This window comes from Paenibacillus sp. 79R4 (genome assembly GCF_013393165.1).
In the GTDB taxonomy this organism is placed as follows: Bacteria; Bacillota; Bacilli; order Paenibacillales; family Paenibacillaceae; genus Fontibacillus.
The window spans coordinates 1-26004 of record NZ_QJOT01000023.1; the positions used below are offsets into that span (position 1 = coordinate 1).

Below are 26004 nucleotides of genomic sequence, written 5' to 3' on the forward strand. Positions count from 1 at the left end.
TATGGAGCTGACAGGTACTAATCGGTCGAGGGCTTATCCAAAAAACATCTAAATATGCAAAATGAGTTTCGTATCCAGTTTTCAAGGATTAACCTTGAACGTTTGGTGGCGATGGCGGAGGGGTTCCACACGTACCCATCCCGAACACGACCGTTAAGCCCTCTAGCGCCGATGGTACTTGGACCGAAGGGTCCTGGGAGAGTAGGAAGCCGCCAAGCGATAAGAACCACTGCCGTTAATCGGTGGTGGTTCTTTTGTATATGGAATACAATAAGAACAGAATAACTTACGATAAAATTTATATCACCGTATCGATTGCGGTGATTTTTTCGTTTATTACAGTGAAGGCTCTGTAAGGAGCGAACAGAAAGATCATCAGATGGTAAGGAGGTATGGCCGAGTGGATCGAATTATTCCCATGAACCCAAAGGTTGAGGATACAGAAGCTTCTCCCGAATGGATCGAGGAGCATCATCGGGTGCTGCAGAAATATTGCCGTTCTCTGACAGGCTCGGTCTGGGAAGGGGATGATCTGGCTCAGGAGACTTGGATGAAGGTATGGGTCTATGTGCAGGAGAGGCCATTGGCACAGGCTCATATAACCCGGGCCTTCTTATATCGCGCTGCTCGTAATGCATGGATTGACCAGGGACGACGGAAGCGCCTGGATACGGTATCGTTGCCTGTGGAACCTGAGCAATTAGAAGCGCCGTTGAGTTCGTACCCGCCTTATGATCCTTCTGCTTTCCATCACATCATGGAGTTGATGATTCAGAGGTTCAATCCGGAGCAGAGGACGGTCCTTCTATTAATCGACGGCCTGAAGTTCACAGCTAGAGAAGTATCGGGGATGTTGAATATGACCGAGGGTGCGGTGAAGGCCCTGCTGCATCGTGTCCGGACCAAGCTAAAGGCCTTGGTAGACCCTAAGAGGCAGGCTGATGACTCAGGCAAGGTAAAGAGACTGTTCAGCTCTTACCCTGCCTCGCAAGTGGATGAGAGCACGGTCTATGCCTATATTAAGGCATTCCATGAACAGGATGCTGCAGCATTGCTCCTGTTAATGAACGAAGGAAGCAGGGATGTTCTTCCTGCGGTGCAATACGTGCATAAGGATAGATCCAGACAGAAGACCCATGCTGAGATGAAACCGTTTAGCCTGCTGCTCGGTCACGACCTATTCCGGAGCATGGCAGCTTAAGCTGTGGATTGAACGGTGTAGATTGACAACGCAGTTAACCAACCTTTTTAAAGGAGGCAATACAAGATGAGTACAGTGATTCCTTATGTTATTGACCAGACCTCCCATGGAGAACGATCGTATGATATTTACTCCAGACTACTGAAGGACCGGATTATCTTCTTAGGCTCGGAGATTAATGATACCGTTGCGAACAGTATTGTGGCGCAAATGCTATTTCTAGCGGCGGAGGACCCGGAGAAGGATATTCACTTCTATATCAATAGTCCCGGTGGCGCGACCTCAGCTGGCTTTGCCATCTATGACACGATGCAATATGTTAAGCCGGATGTGCAGACGATTTGTTCGGGGATGGCAGCTTCATTTGCGGCCATTTTGCTGTTAGCTGGTACAAAGGGGAAGCGGTTTGCGCTTCCGAATAGCGAGGTTATGATTCATCAGCCTCATGGTGGTGTGCAAGGGCAGGCAAGCGACATCGCGATTAGTGCCAGACGGATTATTAGCATTCGCAGTCGACTTAATGAAATTGCAGCGGAGCGAACGGGGCAGCCGCTGGAGCGGATTGAGAAGGATATGGACCGTGACTTCTTCATGACCGCGGAGGAAGCGAAGCAATATGGGGTTATCGATGAAATCATTCAAGGGCAGCATCATATATAGTTCTGAGGCAGATAATTTGCATACTTAAAATTGAGGGATTGTTCTAATGTAGCTTTCGCTGCAGAGGGGCAGTCCCTGTTTCGTCTAAAGCTATCCATCCAATAATCGGAATCAAAATGAAGCGTTTGGGGCAGTATTATGATCATAAAATGTTCGAAATTGCAGATATGTACACCGCTGATGGACAGTCGTGTGTGCTGAGGAGCCTAACCTTTTTTCCTGACACATTTTCTTGACAGCCTATAGGGGCTTTGCTAAGATTGCAATTAATATATTTTCGTAAGTAAGGAATTGGCCTTGATTTATACGGGAATCGGTCGAATGGTAGTTCAAACTAAAGGAGGAAATTTCAAGGTGTGGGAAAGCAAATTTAACAAAGAAGGCTTAACATTTGATGATGTACTACTAATCCCTCGCAAATCAGAAACATTGCCTAAGGAAGTTGATGTATCGACTAAGCTCAGCGATCGTGTGAAGTTGAATGTGCCTTTGATCAGTGCGGGCATGGATACGGTAACTGAATCAGCTCTGGCAATTGCAATTGCTCGCGAAGGCGGTATTGGTATTATTCATAAAAACATGCCAATTGAACAGCAGGCAGAGGAAGTGGACCGGGTTAAACGTTCGGAAAGTGGTGTAATTACGAACCCGTTCTCCTTGACGGCTGATCATCTTGTCTCTGATGCAGAGACAGTAATGGGTAAATTCCGGATTTCCGGCGTACCGATCGTAGATGAGAATAATAAGCTAATTGGCATTTTGACGAACCGTGACTTGCGTTTCGTGCATGATTACAGCATCAAGATCAGTGAAGTTATGACTCATGAGAATTTGGTGACTGCACCTGTAGGTACAACCCTCCAACAGGCAGAGGTTATTCTGCAGAAACACAAAATTGAGAAGCTGCCATTAGTGGATGACAATAATATTCTCAAAGGACTTATTACAATTAAAGATATTGAGAAGGCGATCCAATTCCCGAATGCGGCTAAGGATTCCCAAGGTAGGCTGCTGGTTGGAGCGGCTGTAGGTATTTCCAAGGATATGTTTGAACGGACTGAGGCATTGGTGGGTGCTGGTGCGGATGTCATCGTGCTCGACTCTGCACATGGTCATCATATTAATATTATTGAAGCGGTGTCTGATATCCGTAAAAAATATCCTGAGTTGACGATTATCGCAGGTAATGTGGCAACAGGTGAAGCTACGCGTGAACTGATTAAGGCGGGCGCTTCAGTCGTTAAGGTGGGTATCGGGCCAGGTTCGATTTGTACGACCCGGGTAATTGCCGGAATCGGTGTACCGCAAATCACAGCGATCTATGACTGTGCTACGGTAGCTCGTGAATACGGCATTCCGATTATTGCCGATGGCGGTATCAAATATTCTGGCGAGATTACCAAGGCCTTGGCTGCAGGTGGACATGCTGTAATGTTGGGAAGCATGTTTGCAGGTACCGAAGAGAGCCCTGGCGAGTCTGAAATTTACCAAGGGCGCCGCTACAAAGTATACAGAGGTATGGGTTCTATGGCTGCGATGAAGCAAGGCAGCAAGGACCGCTACTTCCAGGACGATGACAAGAAGCTGGTTCCCGAGGGAATTGAAGGCCGCGTAGCTTATAAAGGGCCGCTTGCCGATACGATTCACCAGTTGCTTGGCGGACTTCGCTCAGGTATGGGCTACTGTGGAGCCAAGAATCTGGACGAGCTTCGTAACGATACAGAATTTGTACGAATTACAGGCGCGGGACTTCGTGAGAGTCATCCGCATGATATCCAAATTACGAAGGAAGCACCTAACTATTCTATTAGTTAATAGAAGAAAGAGATTGGAGAAAGACAGGCCAGGCGGAAATCGCTGGGCCTGTCTTTTTTTGCAGGGTGCCCTGTGATAGAATAGACTAAGCAATAATCGAGAATATGAGGGGAGCTTAAGGAACATTGAAACTGAAAAGAAAACAACGCGCAATTCCGACTTCCAAGCAAACTATGAAACCGCATTTTATTCGTAAAAGTGCTGCTTCTATATTGGTTTTGAATATGTTGTGCTTCTCTCTGGTTCCAGCGATGGCGCTGGCTGAGACTGGAACGCAGCAAACGACGCAAAAAGAATCGACAACAACGACGAAATCAACCACTCCTGCAAAAGGAGCGGCTATACCATCCGTAGAATCTCTCGATTTGAAGGTAGGATCGGCTATTCTGATGGATGCGGAGACCGGGCAAGTTCTGCTTGACGTAAATGGTGAAGAAGCATTGCCACCTGCAAGCATGACCAAGATGATGTCTGAGTACATCGTGGCGGAGTATGTGAAGCAAGGTAAGACCAGTTGGGATACCGTAGTAACTACAGGTAAAAATGCTTCTTTGACTAAAGGATCACGGATTTTCCTGGCTGAAGGGGATCAGCATACAGTTAAGGACCTCTATGCCGCCATGGCAATTGGCTCAGCCAACGATGCAACGGTTGCTTTGGCCGAATTTGTGGCCGGCTCCGAGCAGGAATTCGTGCAATTAATGAATGATGAAGCGAAGCGTATGGGGATGACTACAGCTCATTTCGCCAATTCTACAGGTCTTGATATTAAGGATATGCCGGAGGAGTTTCGTACTCCTGGGGATCAGGAGACAGTGATGTCGGCCAAGGATGCGGCTATTTTGGCTCGATATATTGTAACTGACCATCCGGATTTTAACCAATTTACTTCGCTGCAGACATACCAATTCAGAGAGCGCGATAAGACACCAATCGTCAATTTGAACTGGATGCTTGAAGCTAATAAGAACATAACCAATTTCAAAAAATATGCTTATGAAGGTCTTGACGGCCTGAAGACAGGCCATACGCAAAATGCAGGCAACTGCTTTACGGGAACCGCCGTTCGTGATGGTCATCGTCTGATCAGCGTCGTGATGGGCACCTCCAGTGATTCGGCGCGCTTTGTTGAAACGCGCAAAGTGCTCGACTACGGCTTTAACAACTTCGAGACCAAACAGGTCGTTGCTCCTAATGCGACGGTAACTGGATCTGAGACAATTACGGTGAAGAAGGCGAAGAACACTGAGGTTCCGCTTGTAAGCAGCCAAGAAGTGGCCTTTGTTATTCCAAAGGGTGCGGACATCAGTAAGGTGGAGTCCAAAGTCACGATGACGCCGGAAAGCGCATCTCTGACAGCTCCGCTTCCAAAGGGAACCAAGGTTGGAACAGTGACTTACACCTTGAAGCCAGATGGAATGAATCAGACATTGGAGAAGACGGTTGACCTAATTACTTCCCAGGATGCAGAGAAGGCCAACTGGTTCAAGCTTTTCATGCGGGCAATCGGTGACTTCTTTAGCGATTTGTTCAACGGCATTAAGAATTTGTTCTAGAACGAATAAATTCCGAGTGAATGGGTTGTATATTTTAGGCGACTGATGTAAAATATCAAGTTAGATTATTATCGGGAGGCGTGGAATTTATGGAAACTGGAACATCGAGAGTTAAAAGAGGTATGGCTGAGATGCAAAAAGGCGGCGTCATTATGGACGTTATGAATGCCGAGCAAGCTAAGATCGCTGAAGCAGCTGGTGCGACCGCTGTTATGGCTTTGGAGCGGGTTCCTTCCGATATTCGTGCAGCTGGCGGCGTAGCCCGCATGGCTGACCCAACCATCGTTGAAGAAGTCATGAAAGTAGTATCTATTCCGGTTATGGCCAAAGCACGGATCGGTCATTATGTGGAAGCTAAAGTTTTGGAATCGCTTGGGGTAGACTATCTGGATGAGAGTGAAGTTCTGACTCCGGCAGATGAAGTCTTCCATATTGATAAACGTGATTTTACCGTTCCGTTTGTCTGCGGTGCGAAGGATCTGGGTGAAGCGCTTCGCCGTATTAGCGAAGGCGCATCGATGATTCGTACAAAAGGTGAACCAGGAACGGGGAACATTGTTGAAGCTGTGCGTCATATGCGTCTGATCAATAGCCAAATTCGCAAAGTACAGAACATGTCCAAGGACGAATTGTATGCTGAAGCCAAAAATCTGGGCGTGGCTTATGATCTGCTGTTTGAAGTCCATGAGGCTGGCAAGCTTCCGGTTGTAAACTTTGCCGCTGGCGGAGTGGCTACTCCTGCAGACGCTGCCCTGATGATGCATTTGGGTGCTGACGGCGTATTCGTCGGTTCCGGGATTTTCAAATCGGATAGTCCTGAGAAGTTCGCTCGGGCGATTGTAGAAGCGACTACCCATTATACAGATTACAAATTGATTGCGGAAGTATCCAAGAACCTGGGTACGCCGATGAAAGGTATCGAAATTTCGAAATTGTCCGCCGCTGAGCGTATGTCCGATCGCGGTTGGTAAGATGACTCCGAGGCGCGCTTCATGGTTCATGAATCGCGTCTTAAGTCGATAGCTTGGATAGAGAAAGAAGGTTTGGCCATGAAGGTAGGAGTATTGGCGTTGCAAGGTGCTGTAACAGAGCATATCCGCAGCATAGAGCTAGCGGGAGCAGAGGGCGTCGCTGTGAAGCATACTGAGCAGCTTGAAGAGCTGGATGGATTGATTATTCCGGGCGGCGAGAGTACAACGATCGGCAAATTGATGCGGAAATACGAATTTATTGAAGCTATTCGGGCGTTCTCGGAGCAAGGAAAGCCGATATTTGGCACTTGTGCCGGACTGATCGTAATGGCCAAAGAAATAGAAAGCGGAGAAGAAGCGCATCTCGGGCTGATGGATATCAAAGTCTCCCGAAATGCCTTTGGGCGCCAGCGTGAGAGCTTCGAGACGAATCTTGATGTGAAGGGACTTCAAGAGCCGCTCAGAGCTGTATTTATTCGCGCACCCTTAATTACAGCGGTGGGAAATGAAGTTGATATTCTGTCGACCTACAATGATGAGATTGTAGCGGCCCGGCAAGGACATCTTCTCGTTTCTTCCTTCCATCCGGAGCTTACGGATGATTATTCCCTGCATACTTATTTTACAGAGATGATTAAGACTTACCAAGCGGCCGTACAATAAGTTTGAGTTCATTTGAACAACTTCTATAAAGCTGATATTAAAGACACCTTTGACTCTTACCAAGGGTCAAGGTTGTTTTTTTGATTGATTCTTGTCGTTTAAGCGATCCCGGCGTCTATTGTTCAGCTTGTAATCGGCACGGCCTGCTACGGGATGATTCTAGGAGGGACTATCCATGTTAGATGTAAAAATATTAAGAAATGACTACGCTCGTGTCGAACAAGCTCTTCAGAACCGGGGTAAATCATTGGAGATGATCTCGGATTTTTTACCGCTTGATGAGAAGCGCCGGGAGCTGCTCCAGGAGAGTGAAGCGCTGAAGAACCGTCGTAACACAGTATCTGCTGAGGTGGCCAAGCGTAAGAAGAACAAAGAGGATGCGGATGATCTCATTACGGAAATGCGCGAGGTTGGTGATCGTATCAAGGCTCTGGATGAAGAAGTTCGTGAGCTCGAAGTGAAGATCGACAATCTAACGATGAGCATTCCGAACATTCCGCATAGCAGCGTACCGATCGGGGCTTCTGAGGATGATAATGTGGAGGTGCGCCGTATTGGCGAGCCGCGTTCGTTCTCATTCGAGCCGAAGGCGCATTGGGATATCGCGACGGACCTGGACATTCTTGATTTCGAAGCAGGTGCCAAAGTAACCGGATCGCGCTTCACTTTCTATAAGGGTCTGGGAGCGCGCCTGGAACGGGCCTTGATTAACTTTATGATGGATTTGCACAGCAATGAACACGGCTATGTAGAAATGCTGCCCCCATATATCGTTAATCGCGACAGTTTGTACGGCACAGGACAGCTTCCGAAGTTTGAAGAGGATGTATTCAAGCTGACGGAGGAAGGTTATTACTTGATTCCGACCGCAGAGGTTCCTGTAACGAACTATCATCGGGAAGAAATTCTGAATGCTGAGGATCTGCCGAAGAAATATGTGGCATACAGTTCTTGCTTCCGTTCTGAGGCAGGTGCGTCTGGACGGGATACGCGCGGATTGATCCGCCAGCATCAATTCAACAAGGTAGAGATGATCAAGGTTGTCCATCCGGAGACATCCTATGACGAATTGGAGCAAATGACGGCGAATGCAGAGCGCGTGCTGCAGCTCCTGGACCTGCCTTACCGCGTATTGGCTCTATGTACGGCTGATCTTGGCTTTACAGCGGCTAAGACGTATGATCTTGAGGTCTGGCTGCCACAGAGCAATATGTACCGTGAGATTTCCTCCTGCTCGAATGTAGAGGATTTCCAGGCACGTCGGGCTAATATTCGTTTCCGTCCGGAACCAAAGGCAAAACCGGAATTTGTCCACACCTTGAACGGCTCTGGTTTGGCTGTAGGGCGTACTGTTGCTGCTATTCTGGAGAATTATCAGCAAGAGGATGGCAATGTGGTCATTCCTGAGGTGCTTCGTCCATATATGGGCGGCGTAGAAAAGATCACAACAAAAAAATAACTTGATCATGCAAAAAAAATATGTTAGAATCTGATTTGTTACGCGAATCAGATTCATACTTGGAGAGGTACCGAAGCGGTCATAACGGGGCGGTCTTGAAAACCGTTAGGGTGCAAGCCCACATGGGTTCGAATCCCATCCTCTCCGCCAGATTATTTTTCATTAACCTTGATCAAGGCAGTATATAGAAGCAAACCGAAATGAGGATGAGAATCCTCATTTTTTTGTTGTATAAAGCGGGTCGTTTCTTCACAAGTTACAGGGGGATATATCAATGGAATTGGAGGGAATTACGACATGACCAAGCCTAAAGGATATACAACCCCAGGAACGCAGACAGACCAGAATAACCGTCGTAGGGATGACAGGGAACATGATGGTCCAGAGCCGCTGTCTGGCTCTAAGAAGGTCAAGAACCGCAACCATGTGAGTCATCATAATCCACAGGGCTAATGTATCAAAATAAGATGGATTGGATGCTTCAAACTTCCGGCAAATCGCCGGATTTTTTTTATCTTAAATTGAAATAAACAAGACATGAGACAAAGAAAATGTCATAATATAAGTAGGGCCTTGACCATGCGAGACGCTCACGAGTGGGAGAGAAACTCTAAAATTATACTAAAGAAAATGAAAGGAACGTGATGCGTTTGAACTCTGTCAACTTGGATACGATCTCTGAGGCAGCGAAATCCCAAATGATTAGACAGCATAAGCAGAAGTCTATAGGGAATATCCTGATGAGATCCATCTTTATTGTTGTAGGTGCCATTATTGTCTCAGTAGCGCTGGAGCTATTCCTAGTCCCGAACAAGATTACGGACGGCGGAATTACCGGTATCTCCGTAATGTCCTCTTATTTATCTGAATTACCGCTTGGTATCTTTTTGTTCCTTTTTAACCTTCCATTCCTGATTGTTGGCTATAAGCAAATTGGCAAGACCTTTGCGATTTCTACCTTGCTAGGAATCTCGGTTATGTCTCTTGGTACGACATTGCTTCACCCGGTTGACCCCTTTGTCAGCGACACGCTGCTTGCTTTTGTATTCGGTGGAATTTTGCTCGGTTTAGGGACAGGTATGGTTATTCGGTTTGGGGGATCATTGGACGGAACAGAGATTGTAGCTATTCTGATTTCACGCAGAACGCCATTTTCCGTGGGCGAGATTATTATGTTCTTTAACTTCTTCATACTGTTAAGTGCAGGGTTTGTATTCAGCTGGGAGCGTGCTTTGTTCTCATTGTTAGCTTATTATATCGCTTATAAATCAATTGATATCGTAGTGGATGGTCTCAATGAATCCAAATCGGTTTGGATCATTAGCGATCAAATCGATGAGATCGGATCTGCTATATTGAGCCGCTTGGGTCGTGGCGTTACTTATTTGTCCGGTGAGGGCGGATTTTCGGGTGATCCGAAACGGGTTATATTTTGTGTAATTACTCGCTTGGAAGAAGCCAAGCTTAAAGAAATCGTTAATCATTACGATGAGAATGCTTTTATGGCTGTAGGAAATATCCATGACGTAAAAGGCGGGCGCTTCAAGAAAAAAGCTATTCATTAGTAGCTTTGAAGACGGTCTTACTGCGTTGGTTAATAATATGTTTAAATAGGCTGGCTCGGATCAATTCCGAGCCAGCCTAGCTATATAAGGGGGGTGAACTTTCCTCTCTTATGCTGCGTCATTTTTGGCGCAATTGCTTGAAAAATTGCTTGAGCAGGTCCGCACACTCTTCTTCCAGCACACCTGCAGTTAATTCTGTGCGGTGATTAAACCTCGGTTCCTGCAGCAGATTCATAATGGTTCCACCACAGCCTGCCTTCGGATCTGCGGCACCGTAGATGACATGCGGCACTCGGCATTGGACGATAGCTCCCGCACACATCGGGCAGGGCTCGAGGGTTACATATAGACGGCAATGCAACAGCCGCCAAGCATCCAGATATACACTAGCCTCACGAATCGCGATCATTTCAGCATGGGCTGTTCCATCCCGTGAACTTTCTCTTAGATTATATCCTCGTCCTATAATTTCATCTCCACGAACAATAACAGCACCGATAGGCACTTCGCTAATCGCTTCGGCTTTACGCGCTTCGGCGATCGCTTCACGCATCCAGTAGTCGTGGGGAAAAGTTGATGCAGGGGGTTCGTGCATTAAGGGTAATGACATGACCATTCAGCTCCATTCGCGGTTGTTCAGATCAAAAATTCAGTATTTTGTCCAACGAACAAATATTCGTTGTTAACATGTTGTGGATAACACTGTTCATAACTGCTTATTTATCCCCATTATTATACACATATTAGACTTTTTCCTTGTGTATATGTTCATAACTTGTGCATAACTTTTGCGGTTTCGGGAAATAAAACGCAGAAAATAGATATTTTTTCTTAATTGTAGATAAAGGAAATAGGAATTTCAACGTCTTTGCAAAATCTTACAATACGGTTATGATGAGGGTAGTATCAAAGCAAGATTCGACATTAACCTCAATGTCCTGCAAGAGGTGAGAAGATCATTTGTCCATTAAATTCAAATTATCTATAGTGATGTCTCTTTTTGCTCTGGCCCTATTAACGGTTAACATTGTTCTTAGTTTTCTGTCAACTCGTGACAATCTTCGCAGAGACAGTGAAGCTAATATGATGTTAATCGCTAAGCAAATTGCTCTGGCAGTGGAACAATCCCGTTCCATATATGATTATGTGAAGAGAAATGAAATCGGCCAACAAATGGGGAACGGCTCTTCTTTTGGCGGAATGTTAGACATGACAAGTCCGGAAAGAATTGTGAATGAATCTCTCCGGTCCAACCAGCATCTATTGGAGATCACAGGTTTCTTCCCCGATGAACTTCGTGATCATCGCAGCATCCTATTTGGCACGTATAAGTATAAGAATGAGACTGATATCTTTGAGAAATCCGCAGAATCCGCCGAGAAGGGGACAAGCCTACTCAAGGATACAATCATTAACGGCAAACGCGTACTAGAGTGTCTTATCCCCATTCAACCGAGCAATCAACAGCCTTACATGATTCGAATTATCTCCAGCTATGAACCTATTTCAGCAGCGATCACCAAGCAGGTGATTAACGAAATTTCAATCTCCATTATATTGTTGCAAATCGTCGTGTTCTCAAGTTATATTCTTGCCGGAGAACTGATTCGGCCGATTCAAGACATTTTGTATAAGGTGAACCGGTTATCCTCGGGAGATTTCCAGGCCAAAATCGAGATAAAGCGCCAAGATGAGCTTGGTCTTCTGGGACAACAGATCAACAGGATGGCGGATTATATGGGGCATCATACAGAAGAGCTGAAGCTGAAGAACGACGAGAACCAGGTAATCAAGGAACGGCTGGAGTCGATTATTAATCAGATGGCGGATGCGATTCATGTAACAGATCTAAGCGACAGGATATTGGAAGTAAATCGGGCGTTCGAACAGCTGTATGGCTGGAATAGCGAGGAGATCGTCGGCACCAGGCTTGATTTTGTGCCCTATTCTTATCAAGAGGAGAGAGAATCCTGGCTGAAGGAGCTTAGGGAGGGGCGTCCTTATGTCCTGGCTGAGACAACTCGCATTTGCAAGGATGGGCGATTAGTTAATGTAAGCATTAGCGTCTCTCCGATATTCGATGAAGACGGTGAGATCGTATCACTGATCAACATCTCAAGGGATATGACGGAGCATAATAAAATGGAGGAACTGCTCAGGCGCGCGGAGAAGCTGCGGACGGTGGGGCAGCTGGCGGCTGGTGTAGCGCATGAGATACGCAATCCGTTGACTACGCTCAGAGGATTCCTGCAATTGCAGCAGCGCACGCGCACCGTCAATGACACACATACAGATATCATGCTCTCTGAACTGGAGCGGATTAATATGATTGTGAGTGAATTTCTAATTCTAGCTAAGCCGCAGGCAGTTCAGTTCGAAATTAAGGATGTCAGATATACCGTCGGCGATGTGATATCGCTGCTGGATAGTGAAGCGCATTTACATAATATTGTGTTCGAGCACCATTTCTCTACTTCCCCTCTTCTGGTACACTGTGAAGAGAATCAATTAAAGCAGGTGTTCATTAATGTGTTGAAGAATGCAATGGAGGCGATGCCCGGAGGAGGAAGGATCACGCTCCAGGTCGCTGACAATGACGAGCATTACATTGCGATTCGGTTCATTGATGAAGGGGAAGGGATATCGAAGGAACGGCTGGATAAGCTGGGAGAACCTTTCTATACGAGCAAGGAGAAGGGGACAGGCCTCGGACTAATGATCAGTCAGCGTATCATAGAAGGCCATAAGGGAATGTTTGAAATCGATAGTGAGCTGGGTAAGGGAACGACCGTGACGATTACCCTGCCGCGAATCAAGGAAGTTCAAGAGCCAGTTGCGACCACAACGGGCGAAGAAATAGCATAACGGGGTGACCATACAACGGTGAGAATCAATAAATTTATCAGCGAGACAGGCTATTGCTCCAGACGGGAGGCAGACAAGCTGGTCGAGTCCGGCAAGGTAACGATTAACGGTGTAACCGCTCAGCTGGGAAGTCAGGCCGAGCCAGGAGATGATGTGAGGATTAATGGGGCTCCTCTTCAGGAGAAGCCGTCTAAGCACGTCTACATCGCTCTGAATAAGCCTGTCGGGATTACGAGTACGACAGAGCATCATATCAAAGGCAACATCGTCGATTTTATTGGACATGAAGAACGTATTTTCCCAATCGGACGCTTGGATAAGGATTCCGAAGGATTGATTCTGCTAACCAGCGATGGCGACATAGTCAACAAGATCCTGCGGTCTGAAGGCAAGCATGAGAAGGAATATATCGTTACAGTAAACCGCCCGATTACGCCTTCGTTCCTGAAAGCGATGGGGGAGGGCGTTAGAATCCTGGGCGCCATGACCTTGCCTTGCCAAATTACAAGAATCTCTGATCGAACCTTCCGGATTATACTTGTCGAGGGCAAGAATCGCCAGATTCGCCGTATGTGCAGTGCGCTTGGGTATGAAGTACAGAAGCTGCAGCGGATTCGTATTATGAATATCCAGCTTGGATCATTGAAGGTTGGAACGTGGCGGGATTTGAACGAGCAGGAGAAAAGAGAGCTTGGTGGGATGTTGAATTATAAGCTGTAACAAGCTTGGTAATTATATGAGACCTTCATGAACAGCACGAGGTAATAAAAAAGATGGAGCCAGAGTTCTGGTCTCCATCTTTTTTTATTCATGAGCCGTGGTTACACCTAGCTTCTGATCCGGATCGACATACTTGCGAATAATCGATACTTCGACGCGGCGGTTCTGTGCTCTGCCGACTGCTGAGTCGTTGGTGGATACCGGATGATACTCGCCGTATCCAATCGCACTGAACTTCTGTGGATCAAGCTGTGTATTCAGCATCAATATCTTCATAAAATTCAATGCCCGGGCGGAGCTAAGATCCCAGTTTGAAGGGAATTCTTTATTGGATATCGGTACATTGTCAGTATGACCGGAGACGATAACCTCATAGTCCGGGAACTGCTCTAGCATGTCCGAGATGGCTTTGGCCAGCTTACGGGCATCCGGCTTCACCTCGGCTTCTCCTGAAGGGAACAGCGCTTTGTCGCTGATCGTAATCATCAGCTGGGACTGATTGAGCTTCGTATCAAGATCATTGGTCAGCCCATTCTGCTTAATATAGTTATCCAATTGTTTCTTAAGCCCTTCCAGGTTTTCCTGCTCCCTACGCTTAAGCTCGTTTACACTCGCTTTTACTTCGTCCGGCTTAGGCTGTGCTTTGAAGGATTGCATGTCGTTACTATTGAATGAGCTCTGATCCAGAATCCCCGATCCGCCGCTGAGCACGTTGTTAAAGGCATCGCTGACCGCTTTGAATTTCTCCGCGTTCACGGAGCTCATTCCGAACAGGACGATGAACATGGCAAGCAGAAGGGTCATAAGGTCAGAATAAGGGAGCAGCCAGCTCTCGTCTGCATGCTCTTCATGCTCTTGATTGCGTTTATTCCGTTTGCGCACCTTCACCCGCCCCCTTTTCTAGGATTTGAGCGCGTTCGGCAGGGGTTAAGAATACAGCAAGCTTTTGTTGAATTGCGATTGTAGACACCCCGGATTGAATGGATAACAGGCCTTCTACCATCATGAGTCGAATCTCTATTTCTTTCTTTGAGAGACGTTTAAGTTTATTGGCAATGGGATGCCACAGTACGTAACCGGTGAAAATACCGAACACGGTTGCGATAAATGCACCTGAGATCGCATGGGAGAGAACATCGACATCGCTCATATCTGACAATGCTGCAATCAGACCGACAACGGCACCGAGTACACCGAGCGTAGGAGCATACATTCCGGCTTGTGAGAAGATCTGCGCCCCTGCCTTGTGTCTTTCTTCCGTAGCGGCGATGTCCTCTGTCAGGACATCCTGTACAAATTCCTGATCATTGCCGTCAATGATCATCCGCATTCCGTTCCGCAAGAAATCGTCATTAATTTCTTCTACCTTGGCTTCCAGAGCGAGCAGCCCTTCACGGCGGGTAATTGTGGCCCACTCCGCAAACAGCGCAATCAGTTCACCCTTCGTAATAATTTTTGGCTTGACGACCGTCATTTTGAGCAATTTCGGAAATTTCTTCAGCTCAGATAGCGGGAACGCCATGAATAGAGTCGCAGCGGTACCCACGAAGATAATGACAAAGGCCGCGGGGTTGGAGACCAAGCTTTCGATCGGCGCACCTTTTAGGAACATTCCCCAAATGAGTGCTACGAGTCCAAGAATAAGTCCAATAATCGTTGAGATTTCCATTGCACACCTCGTCCTTGAGATAATTATTCCATAATTCTGCCACCCGCATCCTTGCAGAACGGCATTTCTGATTTTATGGAAATGGCTTATCTTTTTTATCGACAGAATTCCCTTTTTTTTTAAGGGCGATTTTCCGGTATAATGGGACTACGATTGAATATTCGTTAGAGTGAAGGGAGAAGAATCATCGTGGGCGTAAAGCATGGCAGAGATTATGAATATATTTTGGCAGATCTCACGAAGGCGGTAGGCCAGATATCTGATAGCTATATTTTCTTTGAGATGGAGGCTTCTGAATGGGAGATCCTCTCGAAGGAGGAGAAGCTGGAGGTCCAGGAGGCGCTGGCCGAGGACTTGTTCTTTGCGTTAGGCACGGAGCCGGTTATTTCCGTTGGCAGCGCAGTAGTGATTTATGATGCGGACAACCATCGCATCAATTTCCTAATCGGAGAGGATGAACTGGATTTCGTTGCATTGATTTAATATTTATTCCCTTATTTTGTTTATACAGTAAACGCTATGGTAATATATTGGATAGCATGATCGTTGAATAGAAGAATATAATGAATTAATATCTCATGTACGGTTCAGATGCAAGAATGATATGGGGATATTTTTTGAGAACGAACGGGAGGTAGAAATAAAAATGCCGTTTACACCGCAGGAAATAGAAGCGCATTTAGAGAGACTGGAAGGATGGGAGCTAGAGGAAGGACGATGGATCGTTCGCAAATATACCTTCTCTAATTATATGAAGGGAATCGCTTTTGTCGATGAGGTTGCAGCCATATCAGAGGCGTTCAATCATCACCCTTTTATAACCATTGACCATAAAACAGTGACGCTTCGGCTGACATCATGGGAGGAAGGCGGTATAACGGCCGTTGATATTAAGGAAGCACAGCAGTACAACGAGGCTTTCGAGAAGGCGCGTTCTGTAGGCTGATGCATCGATAGGCTTCTACCCCGGCTGGAAGTGGAACTCAATGTTATACAGCCGGCTCGTATAGAAGAACGCCCACCAGGGATCCCCTTGGCGGGCGTTCTTTGTGCTGCGATTATTTTTGCTCCGCAAGCCAGAGGGCTACGTTCGCAATTTCTTCGTCCTTCAGCCTATCCTTAAAGGTCGGCATTTGTCCTTTGCCTTTCTTGATGATGCCGTAGAGCTGATCCGCTGTTAATTGAGCTCCGATTTTCTGCAAATTCGGACCAACTTGACCTTGCAGTTGATCGCCATGGCAACTGATACAGTTTGCCTTGATCGTAGCATCGGCCTGATCAACATTGAGAGTAATTTCAGGCATGGTTGGCTTGGCCTCTTTGGCCACTTCCTCTTTACCAGGTAAGGTGAAAATTAACACGATGGCCATAATGAATGCCACGCCGAGTAATCCGCTCATGATCCATTTCTGCACACGAATCGCCCCTTTTATGTAAGCTATCCATTCCATTATACCGGAACATTGCAGTGGATCATAGCGTTTGTGACAAAAAAAGTAATGATAATTTAGTGTTTTCTTGAAAATATATGCAAATCATCACAGACAACATTAAAGTTCAATATGACCAGACTCTCCCTCTTTAGGGAATCCGCGAAATACCATACAATAGTATGGTTTGGAAATGCCGCCGGGCGTCATCTTCTCATATAGATCAGTAATCACGAAGCCCGATTTCTGGTAGGCTCGGATCGCTCTTTTGTTCCAGGTCAGAACCTCAAGATCCACCTCATTATCAGGCTTACGACGCAGCGCTTCCTCCACGATCGCGATGACAAATGATTTACCGTAACCATGGCCGCATAAATCAGGTCTCATCCCGACCCCAATACGGGTTACTCCTTTGAGGGGAAAGTATTGGGCAAAGCCCGCGAGCCCGCCGTTTTCATCCAATAGGGAGGCGTATTGTTCGGCCCGTAGTGCAGGATTGCCGAATTCTACATCGAGCGCCTTCATCTGCTCCCAAGGGAGCCAGCTATATACGTCATAGGGAGAATCGTAGCGCCAGGTGCAGATGTCTGCGCCATGGTCTTCTTCCATAGGTACAATAAGAAATTTCGGAATATACTTTTCCATATTTACGCCTCCTTGCTTATTGCATGATACGATGCTAGATACCTTTTTAAACTCACTCTAACGGGAATTCTATTCCTTGTAAAGGTGTTAGTGCGATTTTAGAATATTTTGCTTGCACGATGCGCTACAGGATCGGAGATAAAAAAATGCAATTGATTCCGGGCGTGGAATCAATTGCATTATATAGTTATAAATGATGATAAATGAATGAATGAAAGTTAAATGGTTGAACGCTGAAGATTAGGCTTGGGCATACAGAGAATAAGTATATTGGCTAAGGATACGCTTGGCGCCTACATAACGCGTTTTGTAGTAGCTATTGCTCAAGCTGTCGATCCGAACGCCTTTAGAGGAGGAAGAATGTGCAAATTCTCCATTACCCACATAAATGCCTACATGGGAGACGCCTTTACCCGTCGTATTGAAGAAGACGAGATCGCCAGGCTTCAGCTGGCTCTTGCTTACTGCAGTGCCTTGCTTGAACTGATCTGTTGATACGCGAGGTAGGGTTACGCCCATTTTCTGATATACGTATTTGGTGAAGCCTGAGCAGTCAAAGCCGCTGCTGGCGCTAATTCCACCAAGTCTGTAAGGTGTACCGTATACCGAGTCAACAACATTAGTAAGAGTGGTACTCGCAAAAGCATTGCCGCTTTGCATGGTGAAGAAGATGGCTAGGCTTGCAGCGGCTGCGATGATTGTTTTTCTCAAGATGTAAGCTCCTTCCAAGGCCTGCGAGGTTAGCTTGCGGATTCGGTTGAAGGTTCCCTATGGCGGCAGGATTGCGGCCAATTCACCCTAAATGGTTCTCCCGTTTCCCGGGTGCTGGGGAATTCGGCTGTTCTTAGTTGATGCACCCAAAAGTTACGATAGTTACAACAAAGATTACAAACTTGTTACTATTACATTGGTCATTTTACCAAACCCGCCCAGGTTTGACAAGCTTGTCGATAGATTTGATCTGCAAGTCGGTGTTTCTATCCAGGCAGATAGGCATAAAGGGCCAGAAGCGGGGAAAAAGCAGGCCCTTAGACAAATAAAAAACCCACGGTTATGATTCCAAATGAATCTCCGTGGGTTTAAAATTCGTTATTATTCTACATCATCGTGGTCTGTAACTTCTCCAGTAACATCTTCGTACTTATCAGAACTCATAACGCGCTTAGCTCCAACATAACGATCTACATAATATTTCTCGCTCAATTTGCTGATTACAACGCCCTTGGAAGAGGATGCATGAGCAAATTTGCCTTCACCTACATAAATACCTACATGGGATATGCCTTTGCCTGAAGTGTTAAAGAACACCAGGTCGCCAGCGATTAGTTCATCCTTGGATACGGATTCGCCCATTTTATATTGCGATCCCGATTGGTGAGGAAGCTTGACCCCGATCTTGGAGAATACATACATCGTGAACCCTGAGCAGTCAAACCCGGAAGTCGTTGTCCCACCGGATACATATTTCGTTCCTAACGCTCCATCAATAGCAGAGTCTAATTTGGAATCAGCGAAAGCGCTACCAGTTCCGATGGAGAAAAGCAATGTAACACCAAGAGCTAATGTAGTTAACTGTTTCTTCAAGAAAAATACTCCTTCCGATTGCCTACGAGGTTAGCTTAAGGATTCGGTTGAAGGTTCCCTATGATCCCTCTCTAGCGAGATCAATTCACCCAAAGTGGTTCCCCCGTTCCCCGTGGAGGGAATTCGGCCATGATTTCGTAAATAATTGTTATAATTACACTCGCAATTGCTATTACTTGACTTATTATGACAAGAATGATTACAAAACTGTTACTGAATTTCTGCTGTTGTTATTGTAACAAAGAGAAGTATATTTTGGCAATGCCTAATTCACAAGATTCAGAGACAAAAACAAAGAACAAGACCTCCGATTCTGGCGGAGGCCTTGTGGTATAAGGGATTATAATGGTAAAAATAATTTAACTTTTCTGTGACTTCATTTCCCATAGTTGATATTGAGAGGTTACCTCCCAAACTCGGAACAAACTTCGTATGAAAGGATAGCTTTGCTGCAGAATAAGAGCGAGTATTCCGGTCCAAATCCACGATACTGAACCAAAGATGAAGAACAGGATCAGGGCAAAAATGCCGAGTAAGAGAGAGATGCCCGCTCCAGGAAGCACATATCGAACACCTATCAGAATAGAACCCCATAGCCCCTTTTTGAAAAGATAGCCAAATTGTGCGAACAGCAAGCATTGGTCAATAAGCCAGCAATAGATCAACCAAGCGAGCAGAACGGCCGACATCTTCAGCATGGGAGCAATCTGTACCGAGCCTGAGCGAAGCAGGTCTGGCAGAATTCCCTGGACGTGAGGGAGAATCCATAATAGCGGCAGACTGATTAATATAAGCTCAATAAATAGGAACAAGAATACCGGCTTTCCAAACTCCTTCATGCCGCGGAATAGCGGAAGTCCGCTCTTTCGCTCCTCCTTGGGCATTAAGCCATACAGGACTCCCGCCTGGAGCAGAGGCGTCACTAGTAGTCGGATGAGAGCCATACCGAGCAGCAACCCCAGATAGAGACGGATGTCGGGGCTATGCTTGAGCTCGTATTGGCCTTCCAGGAGGAATAGAGCCTGGCTGAGCATGTTGGGCGGGGGATCTGGGTATCTAACCAGGACCTCCGTAACTACTGAATTGACGAGCCTGTATAAAAATAGTCCCCATAGCAGCTGATATAGAAACAGGATGATAATAGAGGGAAGCTGGTTTTTTATAAGACTCCATCCACTACGTATATAGATCATACTTTTCCCCCTCAAAGTTTTGTTAAGGTATGCCTCCGTAGAATAAGCCGCGGACAAAAACTTGCTACGGAAGCATATACAGCATTTATAAAGGTTGGGTACCTACCATAATAACGAGCCGAGTACGGTTTCCAGCAATTTGACAATCGTTAAGGTGGAGCGGGTTCCCACAGGCTCCTGAATCTCCGCCTTCAGGTAGTTGTTAATGTGTTTATTCTCAAGAACGAGCGCATAATCAGGATCGATTTGTACCCAATCCACAGGCTCTTTGTATTGAACCTTGATCTGGAGGGTGTCGTTATCCACTTTCCAAGTCTTGCGCAGAGTATGTCCATCCTTGAACGAGAGCAATATGGTTACCTCTGGATAGTCGGCGCCCTTACGGCTTATATCAATGATGGACTCATAGATCGATCCGTTGCCGCTGCTTGAATCGGAGGGATGAATTTGAATTCGATCCACTGAAAAATCAGCCATTTTGTCGCTATATACGTATTGGTTGAAGTAATCCTTCCACGATCGGCCCGTGATTTGCTCGACGGTCCGCTGGAAATCTTTTGTTGTCGGATGCTTGAAGCGGTATTTTAGGCTGTAGCTGGACATAATTCGCTTCATCGTCTTGGCGCCTACTTGCTTCTCAATATCAAGCAGGACCAGCTTTCCTCTATAATAAGCATTCTGTGCGTATACATCGCTATCCCCATATTTCCAGGCATTCTGGGTTAGGGAAGCTGGAGAAGTGATGATGGCGGATTGGACCGGAAGCGGAAGGTTAGTAGCGAATTCTTGCTCCATCAGCTTATCCTCGGCATAGGAGGCGAATCCTTCATCCAGCCAGGCCTCTTCGAACTCATTACTTGCGATCATTCCGTAGAAATACTGGTGAGCGATCTCATGGATAACGGTACGTTCCAGCTCATTGTAATCCGGGGAATCGCTCTTTGCTCCGAAGGAGGTGACCAGCGTTGGATACTCCATGCCCCCCGCGCCGTTTGCCTCGGCAGGCGGGACTACAATCGATAACGTAGAGTATGGGTATCGTCCATACCACTTGCTGAAGTTGGCTAAGGCTACCTTGGCGGCATAGAAATAACGCTCCTTCAAATCCTTATGGGCAGGATCAAGATATAGCTTAATCCTTACGCCAGGAATCGTGTCAGAAGAGAAGGGCTCTTCTGCATAGATGAAGTCTGGTGAAGCAGCCCAAGCGAAATCATGCACATCATCGGCATAGTAATGGACGAGCTTCCGTCCGTTCTGGATGTTAGCTGCTTTGGTCGGGAAGCCGGTGGCGGCAACGGTATAGTTGTCGGGGACATCGATCTCCACACTGTATATACTGAAATTGGAATAGAATTCTGAATTGCCATGGTATTGATGCAGATTCCAACCTTCAGTGGCTCGTCCCCTGGTTCCGGCAGGCTCGTACACGCTGATCTTGGGGAACCATTGGCCAGCCATAACAAAATCGCCAGCGGCGCCCATGCGGGCAAAGATCTTCGGCAGCTTCACGGTGAAGCTGATCTTTAGGGTAATGCTCTCCCCGCCTTGGACGGAGACAGGCAGACGAACTCTAACCAGCGTCTTGTCCTTGGCATTGCCGTCATCGGGTTGGACATATTGAATCCGATGAAGCAGGGAGATCCCATCGGTTGTCCGAATTTCGGTCAGCTCCATCGATCCCCAGCCATCCTTGGGCATGGCGTCGTTTCGCAGCTTGCCGCCCGATTCCTTCATAAATGTACTGTCTGCCGAGGCAAAGGCATTCGGATATAAATGAAAGTAGAGCTCGTTGACCGATTTCTTGCCAGGATGCGTCCAGGTAATCGTCTCAGAACCTGTCAGCGTATTCTCTTGTTCATCCAGCTTAACGTTGATATGATATTCCGTTACACGGTTGCTGAGCACCTCAGCGGTTGGCTGCTGGATGCTCTCGCTCTGAGGCGCGGAGGATACATGCTCTATCCCAGCTATTTGCCCAGGCTTGTTCTTATCTAAGGTGAAGGCAGCCTGATGAGTTTGGCTCTGTTGGTAGAAATACAGGGCCGTTCCGGCGACGAGGCATAGAGCGACGAAGGAAAGGCCAAAGATCAAAATTCTTCGGGTCATACAATGGATACCTCCCGTTGACAAGCATCTACAGCATGTATATGTTTGCATTTGGAAGATTATTAGCTAAAATTAAATTAAGTTGAGGAAACCGTTCCGACTGCAGCTTGATGGCGTTGTTCGCTTTGAAATACACAGAGTATGAACGAAAAGGGGAATTGGAGGATAATATGGACCAATCACAGAAGACGGGGAAGAAGATTTTCGCCCTTAATATTATTAGTAATGAAGAGAAGAGCAAGCATAAGGGTTTTGGGGCGGGTTCAATTGATCTGAACAGTATGTCCCCGGTTATTATCGATGTTGATGAGACGTATATTGATATCGGAGCCATGCATGCGAAGAGTAAAGTGGAGAAGGGGATTAAATTCTCTGTAAATCGGGAGGACGTACCAAATGGTCGTCAGGTTTGGATCGTTTGGGTAGCGGTTGACCGAACTCCGGAGGGGCAATTTTACGGCGGGATGACGGCTTGTGAAATGCTTATTGATAAGGAAGCGCGCCGTGGCTGGAAGATTCTCGCTGATCACGTGAACAAGATGGATTATGCTCTGAAGCGAAAAGTAATTCTCGACGGCTTGTCGCCGGAACAGAAAGCTTCGCTTAAGCAATTGCTGATAGACACGAATGCAGAATGGTGGGAGAATTCTCCGGAAGAGCTGAAGGCGGCGCTGGAAGCATAGGCACGGACCATTCGAATAAATAATGAATAAGCACCCCATAGAGTTATGAGCAGGTCATACCTGTTTGCTCTCTATGGGGTGCTTATTTGCATTATATTAGTTCGTCTTCAGATCATCCGGCTTACAGTACCGTGGAAGGTTGAACGGAGCTAGGACTGAGGAGCGAAGCGTATATTAGTTTGCGTATGAGTATCTGAGACGTTTCCGAAGGAAACCTGACTTCATAAGCATCCACTTAGGCCGGTGTTCAAGACTCAATGTCGATACAACTCCCAGTGTTACTATTATAAGTTGTCAACGAAGTTGATGAAATTCTATTTTTGCAAGAAAACCACCCGTTGAATCGCGGTCGCTCAGGCCTTCAACTGGCCTTGATTGGTTTCCTTATCCAAGGCGGGCTTTATTCGTCCTTACCTAACAGGACGGTGAGGCCTAGCAAGGTTACGACGATGGTTGCTCCCATATCGGACAAGACAGCGATCCAGAGGGTCAACCAGCCCGGTATCGTAAGCAAGAGAGCAATTAACTTCAAGCTAAGGGAGATGCCGATATTCCACTTGATGATTCGGCTCGCCTGTCTGGCGATCTTGATCGCACCCGGCAATTTGCCCAGATGATCCTGCATCAGTACGATATCGGCTGTCTCAACCGCGCTGTCGGTTCCTTTGCCCATAGCGATGCCAAGCCGCGAAGCTGCCAGTGCCGGTGCGTCGTTAATGCCATCGCCAACCATCGCGACATTCCAGCGAGTGGCCATTTCCTTCACTTGTTCAACCTTTTGTTCCGGAAGCAGTCCAGCGTGCCAATCGGTGACCCCTGTCTTCATGGCAACCGAACGAGCTGAATAAGAGTGGTCTCCGGTAAGCATAACGGTATGTTCGATGCCGTAACGATGGAGCTGGGCGATGACGTCCGGACTTTCCGCTCTGAGTTGGTCGGCGAGTCCAAACAATCCGAGTACCTGGTGTTCGGCGGCAATGATTACAACCGTTAGTCCTTCTTGCTTAAGTTGATTCAGCTCTGCTTTGACTTGCTTGCGGGTCTCTTCACGAATTGAGATTTGCTCAAGTATTTCTTCACTGCCAGCCCAGTAGCGGGCCCCATCGACATCGGCAGCAAGCCCTACACCCGGCAAGGTAACCATTCCGGAGACGGAAGGAAGTCTTGATTTGTCGATGCCTTGGCTAGCAACCTGCCGGACGATAGCTTGCGCGAGCGGATGCAGCGACCCGGCTTCGAGAGCCCCGGCAATAGCATGGAAGCGCTCGGGTTCATAGACAACCTCGCGAATAACAGCAGGACGGCCTTCGGTTAAAGTTCCGGTCTTGTCAAAAGCGATAGCATTGATCTTGCCAAGCTGTTCCAGATGCACACCGCCTTTGACCAGGACACCGTTGCGGGCACTTCTTGTCATGCCGCTAACAAGGGCAATTGGCGATGACAGCACAAGCGCACATGGACAACCTACAATCAGAATGGCCAAACCTTCGTAGACCCATTTCATCCATGGCTGACCTAACAGCAGTGGCGGGATCAGTACGACTAGCGCGGCGATGATCATGATAGCCGGTGTGTAGTATTTAGCGAATTTATCAATAAATAATTCAGTTGGCGTCTTCGTATCTTGAGCCTCTTGCACCAGATGCATGATCTTGGCCAAGGACGAATCTTCATAGGCTTTGCTGATCTTGATCTTCAATAAGCCTTCACTATTCACACTGCCTCCAAATACATTGGAGCCAGGCTTTTTCGTCACAGGGATCGACTCGCCGGTTATCGCCGCTTCATTCACAGCACTATGGCCTTCAGCGACTACACCATCGGAAGGGATCTTCTCACCAGGGCGAACAAGCACGGTGTCGCCGACCTGCAGGCTGGCGATCGGTACGATAATTTCCTCTGTTCCACGAATCAGGACGGCTTGCTTTGGTGCTGCATCAAGCAGCGCCTCCATGGATTTCCGCGCACGGCTCATGCCATAGCCTTCCAGAATTTCGTTAAGCCCGAACAGGATAGCGACCAGGGTAGCTTCCTTCCATTCGCCGATAATAACGGCTCCTGCCAAAGCGACGGTCATCAGGGTATCCATATTAAACCGGAAACGCGTCAGGTTCCGCAGACCACGCAGGAAGGTCGGGTATCCGCTGAGTACGATAGCGACCAGATACATCCCTACGAGGACGCTCTTGGGAAGTACACTCCCCAATACAAAAGTTAAAATATATATAATGGCGGAAATACTGAGGAACCATTTCTCCCGCTTGCTTTCGCCTTCACCATGACTATGTCCGTGACTGTGATCATGACCATGGCTATGGCCTTCCGCATGATTATGGTCCTTGGAATGGCCGTGGTCGTGGGAGTGAGAATGATGCTTGCCAGGATTTATGATGATAGTGGAGTCCAGAGCGGTGGACGCCTCTGCCTCGGCTCGGCTGGCCTCCGGATGAATGAGTGAGGCGCCGTCGCTTTTCAGGATTTTCTCTACCTTTTGGACATTAATCCCAGGCTGCATGAGCAGGCGACCGCTATTGTACATTAGGGCGGCATCATGCCCGTACTCCAGCTTGCGGATTTGATCCTGCATCTCGCGTGCACAGTTGGCGCAGGACAATCCTTGAACGCGATATTCAACTCTTGTGTCAGAAGCAGCTGCTTGGTGACGATCGTCGGATCTACTCATGATCGTTCCTCTCCTTATGATGCTCCAGAGTCATAGTAATCAGCGTCTGGATATGATGGTCTTTCAAGGAATAGAAGACATGCTTGCCGTCCTTGCGGGACTTTGTGATGTTCATTAACTTTAATTGCCGCAGGTGATGGGATGCGGTGGCTACGGAGGTTCCGAGGATAACAGAGATGTCATACACACATAACTCCTGATTCTGTAGCAGATAAGCGATTTTCATTCGATTTGAATCGGATAAGGCTTTGAAAATTTGCGTCATGCCCTCAATATCCTCTTCACATAACGTGTGCCGCAGAACCTCGGCTCTAGTGGGGTCGCCGCACACATGCTCATAAGTCTCTTTGGCTAATTGGTCTCCCATCGTATCCCCTCCATTAAACTCATAATGATTAAGATATATATTCAAACGTTTATTTGATTGTTTGAGTATAGTATATACCCTCTCCAAAGAATATTCAAATGAACATTTGAATGAATGGGCCGTTTCTTCATTTTATTAATGTAAAAATCAAAGCCAGCCGGATTAT

The 26004-nt window shown here is 47.0% G+C and carries 25 protein-coding genes, 1 tRNA gene, 1 rRNA gene and 2 riboswitches; of the genes, 16 read left to right on the forward strand and 11 right to left on the reverse strand.

Annotation, left to right across the window (positions count from 1 at the left end):
- The first annotated feature begins 101 nt into the window (after positions 1–101).
- From rrf to DMN77_RS21955, 11 genes are all read left to right on the forward strand, one after another.
- Positions 102–218, forward strand: a 5S ribosomal RNA gene (rrf, locus tag DMN77_RS21905).
- Positions 219–400: 182 nt separating this feature from the next.
- A complete protein-coding gene (locus DMN77_RS21910) occupies positions 401–1201 on the forward strand; it encodes an RNA polymerase sigma factor (protein ID WP_179016306.1) in 801 nt (266 codons plus the stop codon).
- A gap of 66 nt (positions 1202–1267) precedes the next feature.
- A complete protein-coding gene (gene clpP, locus DMN77_RS21915; RefSeq protein WP_068778053.1) occupies positions 1268–1861 on the forward strand; it encodes an ATP-dependent Clp endopeptidase proteolytic subunit ClpP in 594 nt (197 codons plus the stop codon).
- Between the two features lie 354 nt (positions 1862–2215).
- Positions 2216–3676: an IMP dehydrogenase gene (guaB, locus tag DMN77_RS21920; protein WP_068778054.1), complete on the forward strand. Its 1461-nt coding sequence runs from the start codon at positions 2216–2218 to the stop codon at positions 3674–3676.
- Between the two features lie 173 nt (positions 3677–3849).
- On the forward strand, positions 3850–5232 hold the full coding sequence (locus DMN77_RS21925; protein WP_068778100.1) for a D-alanyl-D-alanine carboxypeptidase family protein: 1383 nt from the start codon (positions 3850–3852) through the stop codon (positions 5230–5232).
- A gap of 89 nt (positions 5233–5321) precedes the next feature.
- Positions 5322–6203: a pyridoxal 5'-phosphate synthase lyase subunit PdxS gene (gene pdxS / locus DMN77_RS21930; RefSeq protein WP_068778055.1), complete on the forward strand. Its 882-nt coding sequence runs from the start codon at positions 5322–5324 to the stop codon at positions 6201–6203.
- A gap of 78 nt (positions 6204–6281) precedes the next feature.
- Complete coding sequence (gene pdxT / locus DMN77_RS21935) at positions 6282–6866, forward strand: pyridoxal 5'-phosphate synthase glutaminase subunit PdxT (RefSeq protein WP_179016307.1); 585 nt, start codon at positions 6282–6284, stop codon at positions 6864–6866.
- A gap of 175 nt (positions 6867–7041) precedes the next feature.
- Positions 7042–8325 carry a serine--tRNA ligase gene (serS, locus tag DMN77_RS21940; protein WP_179016308.1) on the forward strand — a complete coding sequence of 428 codons (1284 nt, stop codon included), beginning with the start codon at positions 7042–7044 and terminating at the stop codon, positions 8323–8325.
- Positions 8326–8386: 61 nt separating this feature from the next.
- Positions 8387–8475, forward strand: a tRNA-Ser gene (locus DMN77_RS21945).
- A 147-nt stretch (positions 8476–8622) separates the two neighbouring features.
- Complete coding sequence (locus tag DMN77_RS21950; RefSeq protein WP_082789891.1) at positions 8623–8778, forward strand: small acid-soluble spore protein P; 156 nt, start codon at positions 8623–8625, stop codon at positions 8776–8778.
- 245 nt (positions 8779–9023) lie between these two features.
- Entirely contained in the window at positions 9024–9890 is an 867-nt protein-coding gene (locus tag DMN77_RS21955) for a YitT family protein (RefSeq protein ID WP_068778101.1), read from the forward strand.
- A gap of 118 nt (positions 9891–10008) precedes the next feature.
- Here DMN77_RS21955 and tadA read toward each other — a convergent pair whose 3' ends face one another.
- Positions 10009–10506 (reverse strand): tRNA adenosine(34) deaminase TadA, encoded by a 498-nt coding sequence (gene tadA, locus DMN77_RS21960; protein WP_179016309.1) that lies wholly within the window; start codon positions 10504–10506, stop codon positions 10009–10011.
- A 344-nt stretch (positions 10507–10850) separates the two neighbouring features.
- Between tadA and DMN77_RS21965 the strand changes: the two genes are divergently transcribed.
- Both DMN77_RS21965 and rluF read left to right on the forward strand, forming a co-directional pair.
- Positions 10851–12755 carry a HAMP domain-containing sensor histidine kinase gene (locus tag DMN77_RS21965; RefSeq protein WP_179016310.1) on the forward strand — a complete coding sequence of 635 codons (1905 nt, stop codon included), beginning with the start codon at positions 10851–10853 and terminating at the stop codon, positions 12753–12755.
- 18 nt (positions 12756–12773) lie between these two features.
- Complete coding sequence (gene rluF, locus DMN77_RS21970) at positions 12774–13475, forward strand: 23S rRNA pseudouridine(2604) synthase RluF (RefSeq protein ID WP_068778060.1); 702 nt, start codon at positions 12774–12776, stop codon at positions 13473–13475.
- A gap of 84 nt (positions 13476–13559) precedes the next feature.
- On the opposite strand, the gene motB is transcribed toward rluF, so the two are convergent.
- The gene (gene motB / locus DMN77_RS21975; RefSeq protein ID WP_068778061.1) at positions 13560–14357 is read right to left on the reverse strand and encodes a flagellar motor protein MotB; all 798 of its coding nucleotides are present in this window, start codon (positions 14355–14357) and stop codon (positions 13560–13562) included.
- Positions 14341–15144: a flagellar motor stator protein MotA gene (motA, locus tag DMN77_RS21980; RefSeq protein ID WP_068778062.1), complete on the reverse strand. Its 804-nt coding sequence runs from the start codon at positions 15142–15144 to the stop codon at positions 14341–14343. The genes motB and motA overlap by 17 nt, the downstream gene beginning before the upstream one ends.
- A 189-nt stretch (positions 15145–15333) precedes the next feature.
- On the opposite strand from motA, the gene DMN77_RS21985 reads away from it, so the two are divergent.
- Together DMN77_RS21985 and DMN77_RS21990 are read left to right on the forward strand one after the other, a co-directional pair.
- Positions 15334–15627, forward strand: coding sequence for a hypothetical protein (locus tag DMN77_RS21985; RefSeq protein ID WP_068778063.1), 294 nt, complete (start codon positions 15334–15336; stop codon positions 15625–15627).
- Positions 15628–15790: 163 nt separating this feature from the next.
- Positions 15791–16090 carry a 4a-hydroxytetrahydrobiopterin dehydratase gene (locus tag DMN77_RS21990; protein WP_068778064.1) on the forward strand — a complete coding sequence of 100 codons (300 nt, stop codon included), beginning with the start codon at positions 15791–15793 and terminating at the stop codon, positions 16088–16090.
- Between the two features lie 112 nt (positions 16091–16202).
- On the opposite strand, the gene DMN77_RS21995 is transcribed toward DMN77_RS21990, so the two are convergent.
- From DMN77_RS21995 to DMN77_RS22020, 6 genes are all read right to left on the reverse strand, one after another.
- Complete coding sequence (locus DMN77_RS21995) at positions 16203–16559, reverse strand: c-type cytochrome (protein WP_068778065.1); 357 nt, start codon at positions 16557–16559, stop codon at positions 16203–16205.
- A gap of 135 nt (positions 16560–16694) precedes the next feature.
- The gene (locus DMN77_RS22000) at positions 16695–17219 is read right to left on the reverse strand and encodes a GNAT family N-acetyltransferase (protein WP_179016311.1); all 525 of its coding nucleotides are present in this window, start codon (positions 17217–17219) and stop codon (positions 16695–16697) included.
- Positions 17220–17459: 240 nt separating this feature from the next.
- A complete protein-coding gene (locus tag DMN77_RS22005) occupies positions 17460–17930 on the reverse strand; it encodes a C40 family peptidase (protein ID WP_068778067.1) in 471 nt (156 codons plus the stop codon).
- Between the two features lie 3 nt (positions 17931–17933).
- Positions 17934–18069: riboswitch (cyclic di-AMP (ydaO/yuaA leader) on the reverse strand.
- Between the two features lie 242 nt (positions 18070–18311).
- Positions 18312–18803 carry a C40 family peptidase gene (locus DMN77_RS22010; RefSeq protein ID WP_068778069.1) on the reverse strand — a complete coding sequence of 164 codons (492 nt, stop codon included), beginning with the start codon at positions 18801–18803 and terminating at the stop codon, positions 18312–18314.
- A 3-nt stretch (positions 18804–18806) separates the two neighbouring features.
- A riboswitch (cyclic di-AMP (ydaO/yuaA leader) is annotated at positions 18807–18942 on the reverse strand.
- A gap of 220 nt (positions 18943–19162) precedes the next feature.
- Positions 19163–19996, reverse strand: a complete 834-nt coding sequence (locus tag DMN77_RS22015; RefSeq protein ID WP_068778070.1) for a hypothetical protein — start codon at positions 19994–19996, stop codon at positions 19163–19165.
- Positions 19997–20098: 102 nt separating this feature from the next.
- A complete protein-coding gene (locus DMN77_RS22020; protein WP_179016312.1) occupies positions 20099–22105 on the reverse strand; it encodes a M1 family metallopeptidase in 2007 nt (668 codons plus the stop codon).
- A 170-nt stretch (positions 22106–22275) separates the two neighbouring features.
- Between DMN77_RS22020 and DMN77_RS22025 the strand changes: the two genes are divergently transcribed.
- On the forward strand, positions 22276–22788 hold the full coding sequence (locus tag DMN77_RS22025; protein ID WP_068778102.1) for a YwhD family protein: 513 nt from the start codon (positions 22276–22278) through the stop codon (positions 22786–22788).
- Between the two features lie 400 nt (positions 22789–23188).
- Here the strand turns inward: DMN77_RS22025 and DMN77_RS22030 are convergent, their stop codons facing one another.
- Entirely contained in the window at positions 23189–25471 is a 2283-nt protein-coding gene (locus DMN77_RS22030) for a heavy metal translocating P-type ATPase (protein WP_179016313.1), read from the reverse strand.
- Complete coding sequence (locus DMN77_RS22035) at positions 25464–25838, reverse strand: ArsR/SmtB family transcription factor (RefSeq protein ID WP_068778073.1); 375 nt, start codon at positions 25836–25838, stop codon at positions 25464–25466. The genes DMN77_RS22030 and DMN77_RS22035 overlap by 8 nt, the downstream gene beginning before the upstream one ends.
- Between the last annotated feature and the right edge of the window lie 166 nt (positions 25839–26004).

Bases quoted from the DNA above. Each gene is read 5' to 3' on its own strand.
- DMN77_RS22025 (WP_068778102.1), top strand. From the start codon at position 22,276: ATGGACCAATCACAGAAGACGGGGAAGAAGATTTTCGCCCTTAATATT.
- DMN77_RS21925 (WP_068778100.1), top strand. From the start codon at position 3,850: ATGAAACCGCATTTTATTCGTAAAAGTGCTGCTTCTATATTGGTTTTG.
- pdxT (WP_179016307.1), top strand. From the start codon at position 6,282: ATGAAGGTAGGAGTATTGGCGTTGCAAGGTGCTGTAACAGAGCATATC.
- DMN77_RS22030 (WP_179016313.1), bottom strand. From the start codon at position 25,471: ATGAGTAGATCCGACGATCGTCACCAAGCAGCTGCTTCTGACACAAGA.
- DMN77_RS21955 (WP_068778101.1), top strand. From the start codon at position 9,024: ATGATTAGACAGCATAAGCAGAAGTCTATAGGGAATATCCTGATGAGA.
- DMN77_RS22015 (WP_068778070.1), bottom strand. From the start codon at position 19,996: ATGATCTATATACGTAGTGGATGGAGTCTTATAAAAAACCAGCTTCCC.
- tadA (WP_179016309.1), bottom strand. From the start codon at position 10,506: ATGGTCATGTCATTACCCTTAATGCACGAACCCCCTGCATCAACTTTT.
- DMN77_RS22000 (WP_179016311.1), bottom strand. From the start codon at position 17,219: ATGGAAAAGTATATTCCGAAATTTCTTATTGTACCTATGGAAGAAGAC.
- pdxS (WP_068778055.1), top strand. From the start codon at position 5,322: ATGGAAACTGGAACATCGAGAGTTAAAAGAGGTATGGCTGAGATGCAA.
- DMN77_RS22020 (WP_179016312.1), bottom strand. From the start codon at position 22,105: ATGACCCGAAGAATTTTGATCTTTGGCCTTTCCTTCGTCGCTCTATGC.
- motA (WP_068778062.1), bottom strand. From the start codon at position 15,144: ATGGAAATCTCAACGATTATTGGACTTATTCTTGGACTCGTAGCACTC.
- DMN77_RS21990 (WP_068778064.1), top strand. From the start codon at position 15,791: ATGCCGTTTACACCGCAGGAAATAGAAGCGCATTTAGAGAGACTGGAA.
- clpP (WP_068778053.1), top strand. From the start codon at position 1,268: ATGAGTACAGTGATTCCTTATGTTATTGACCAGACCTCCCATGGAGAA.
- serS (WP_179016308.1), top strand. From the start codon at position 7,042: ATGTTAGATGTAAAAATATTAAGAAATGACTACGCTCGTGTCGAACAA.
- DMN77_RS21950 (WP_082789891.1), top strand. From the start codon at position 8,623: ATGACCAAGCCTAAAGGATATACAACCCCAGGAACGCAGACAGACCAG.
- DMN77_RS22035 (WP_068778073.1), bottom strand. From the start codon at position 25,838: ATGGGAGACCAATTAGCCAAAGAGACTTATGAGCATGTGTGCGGCGAC.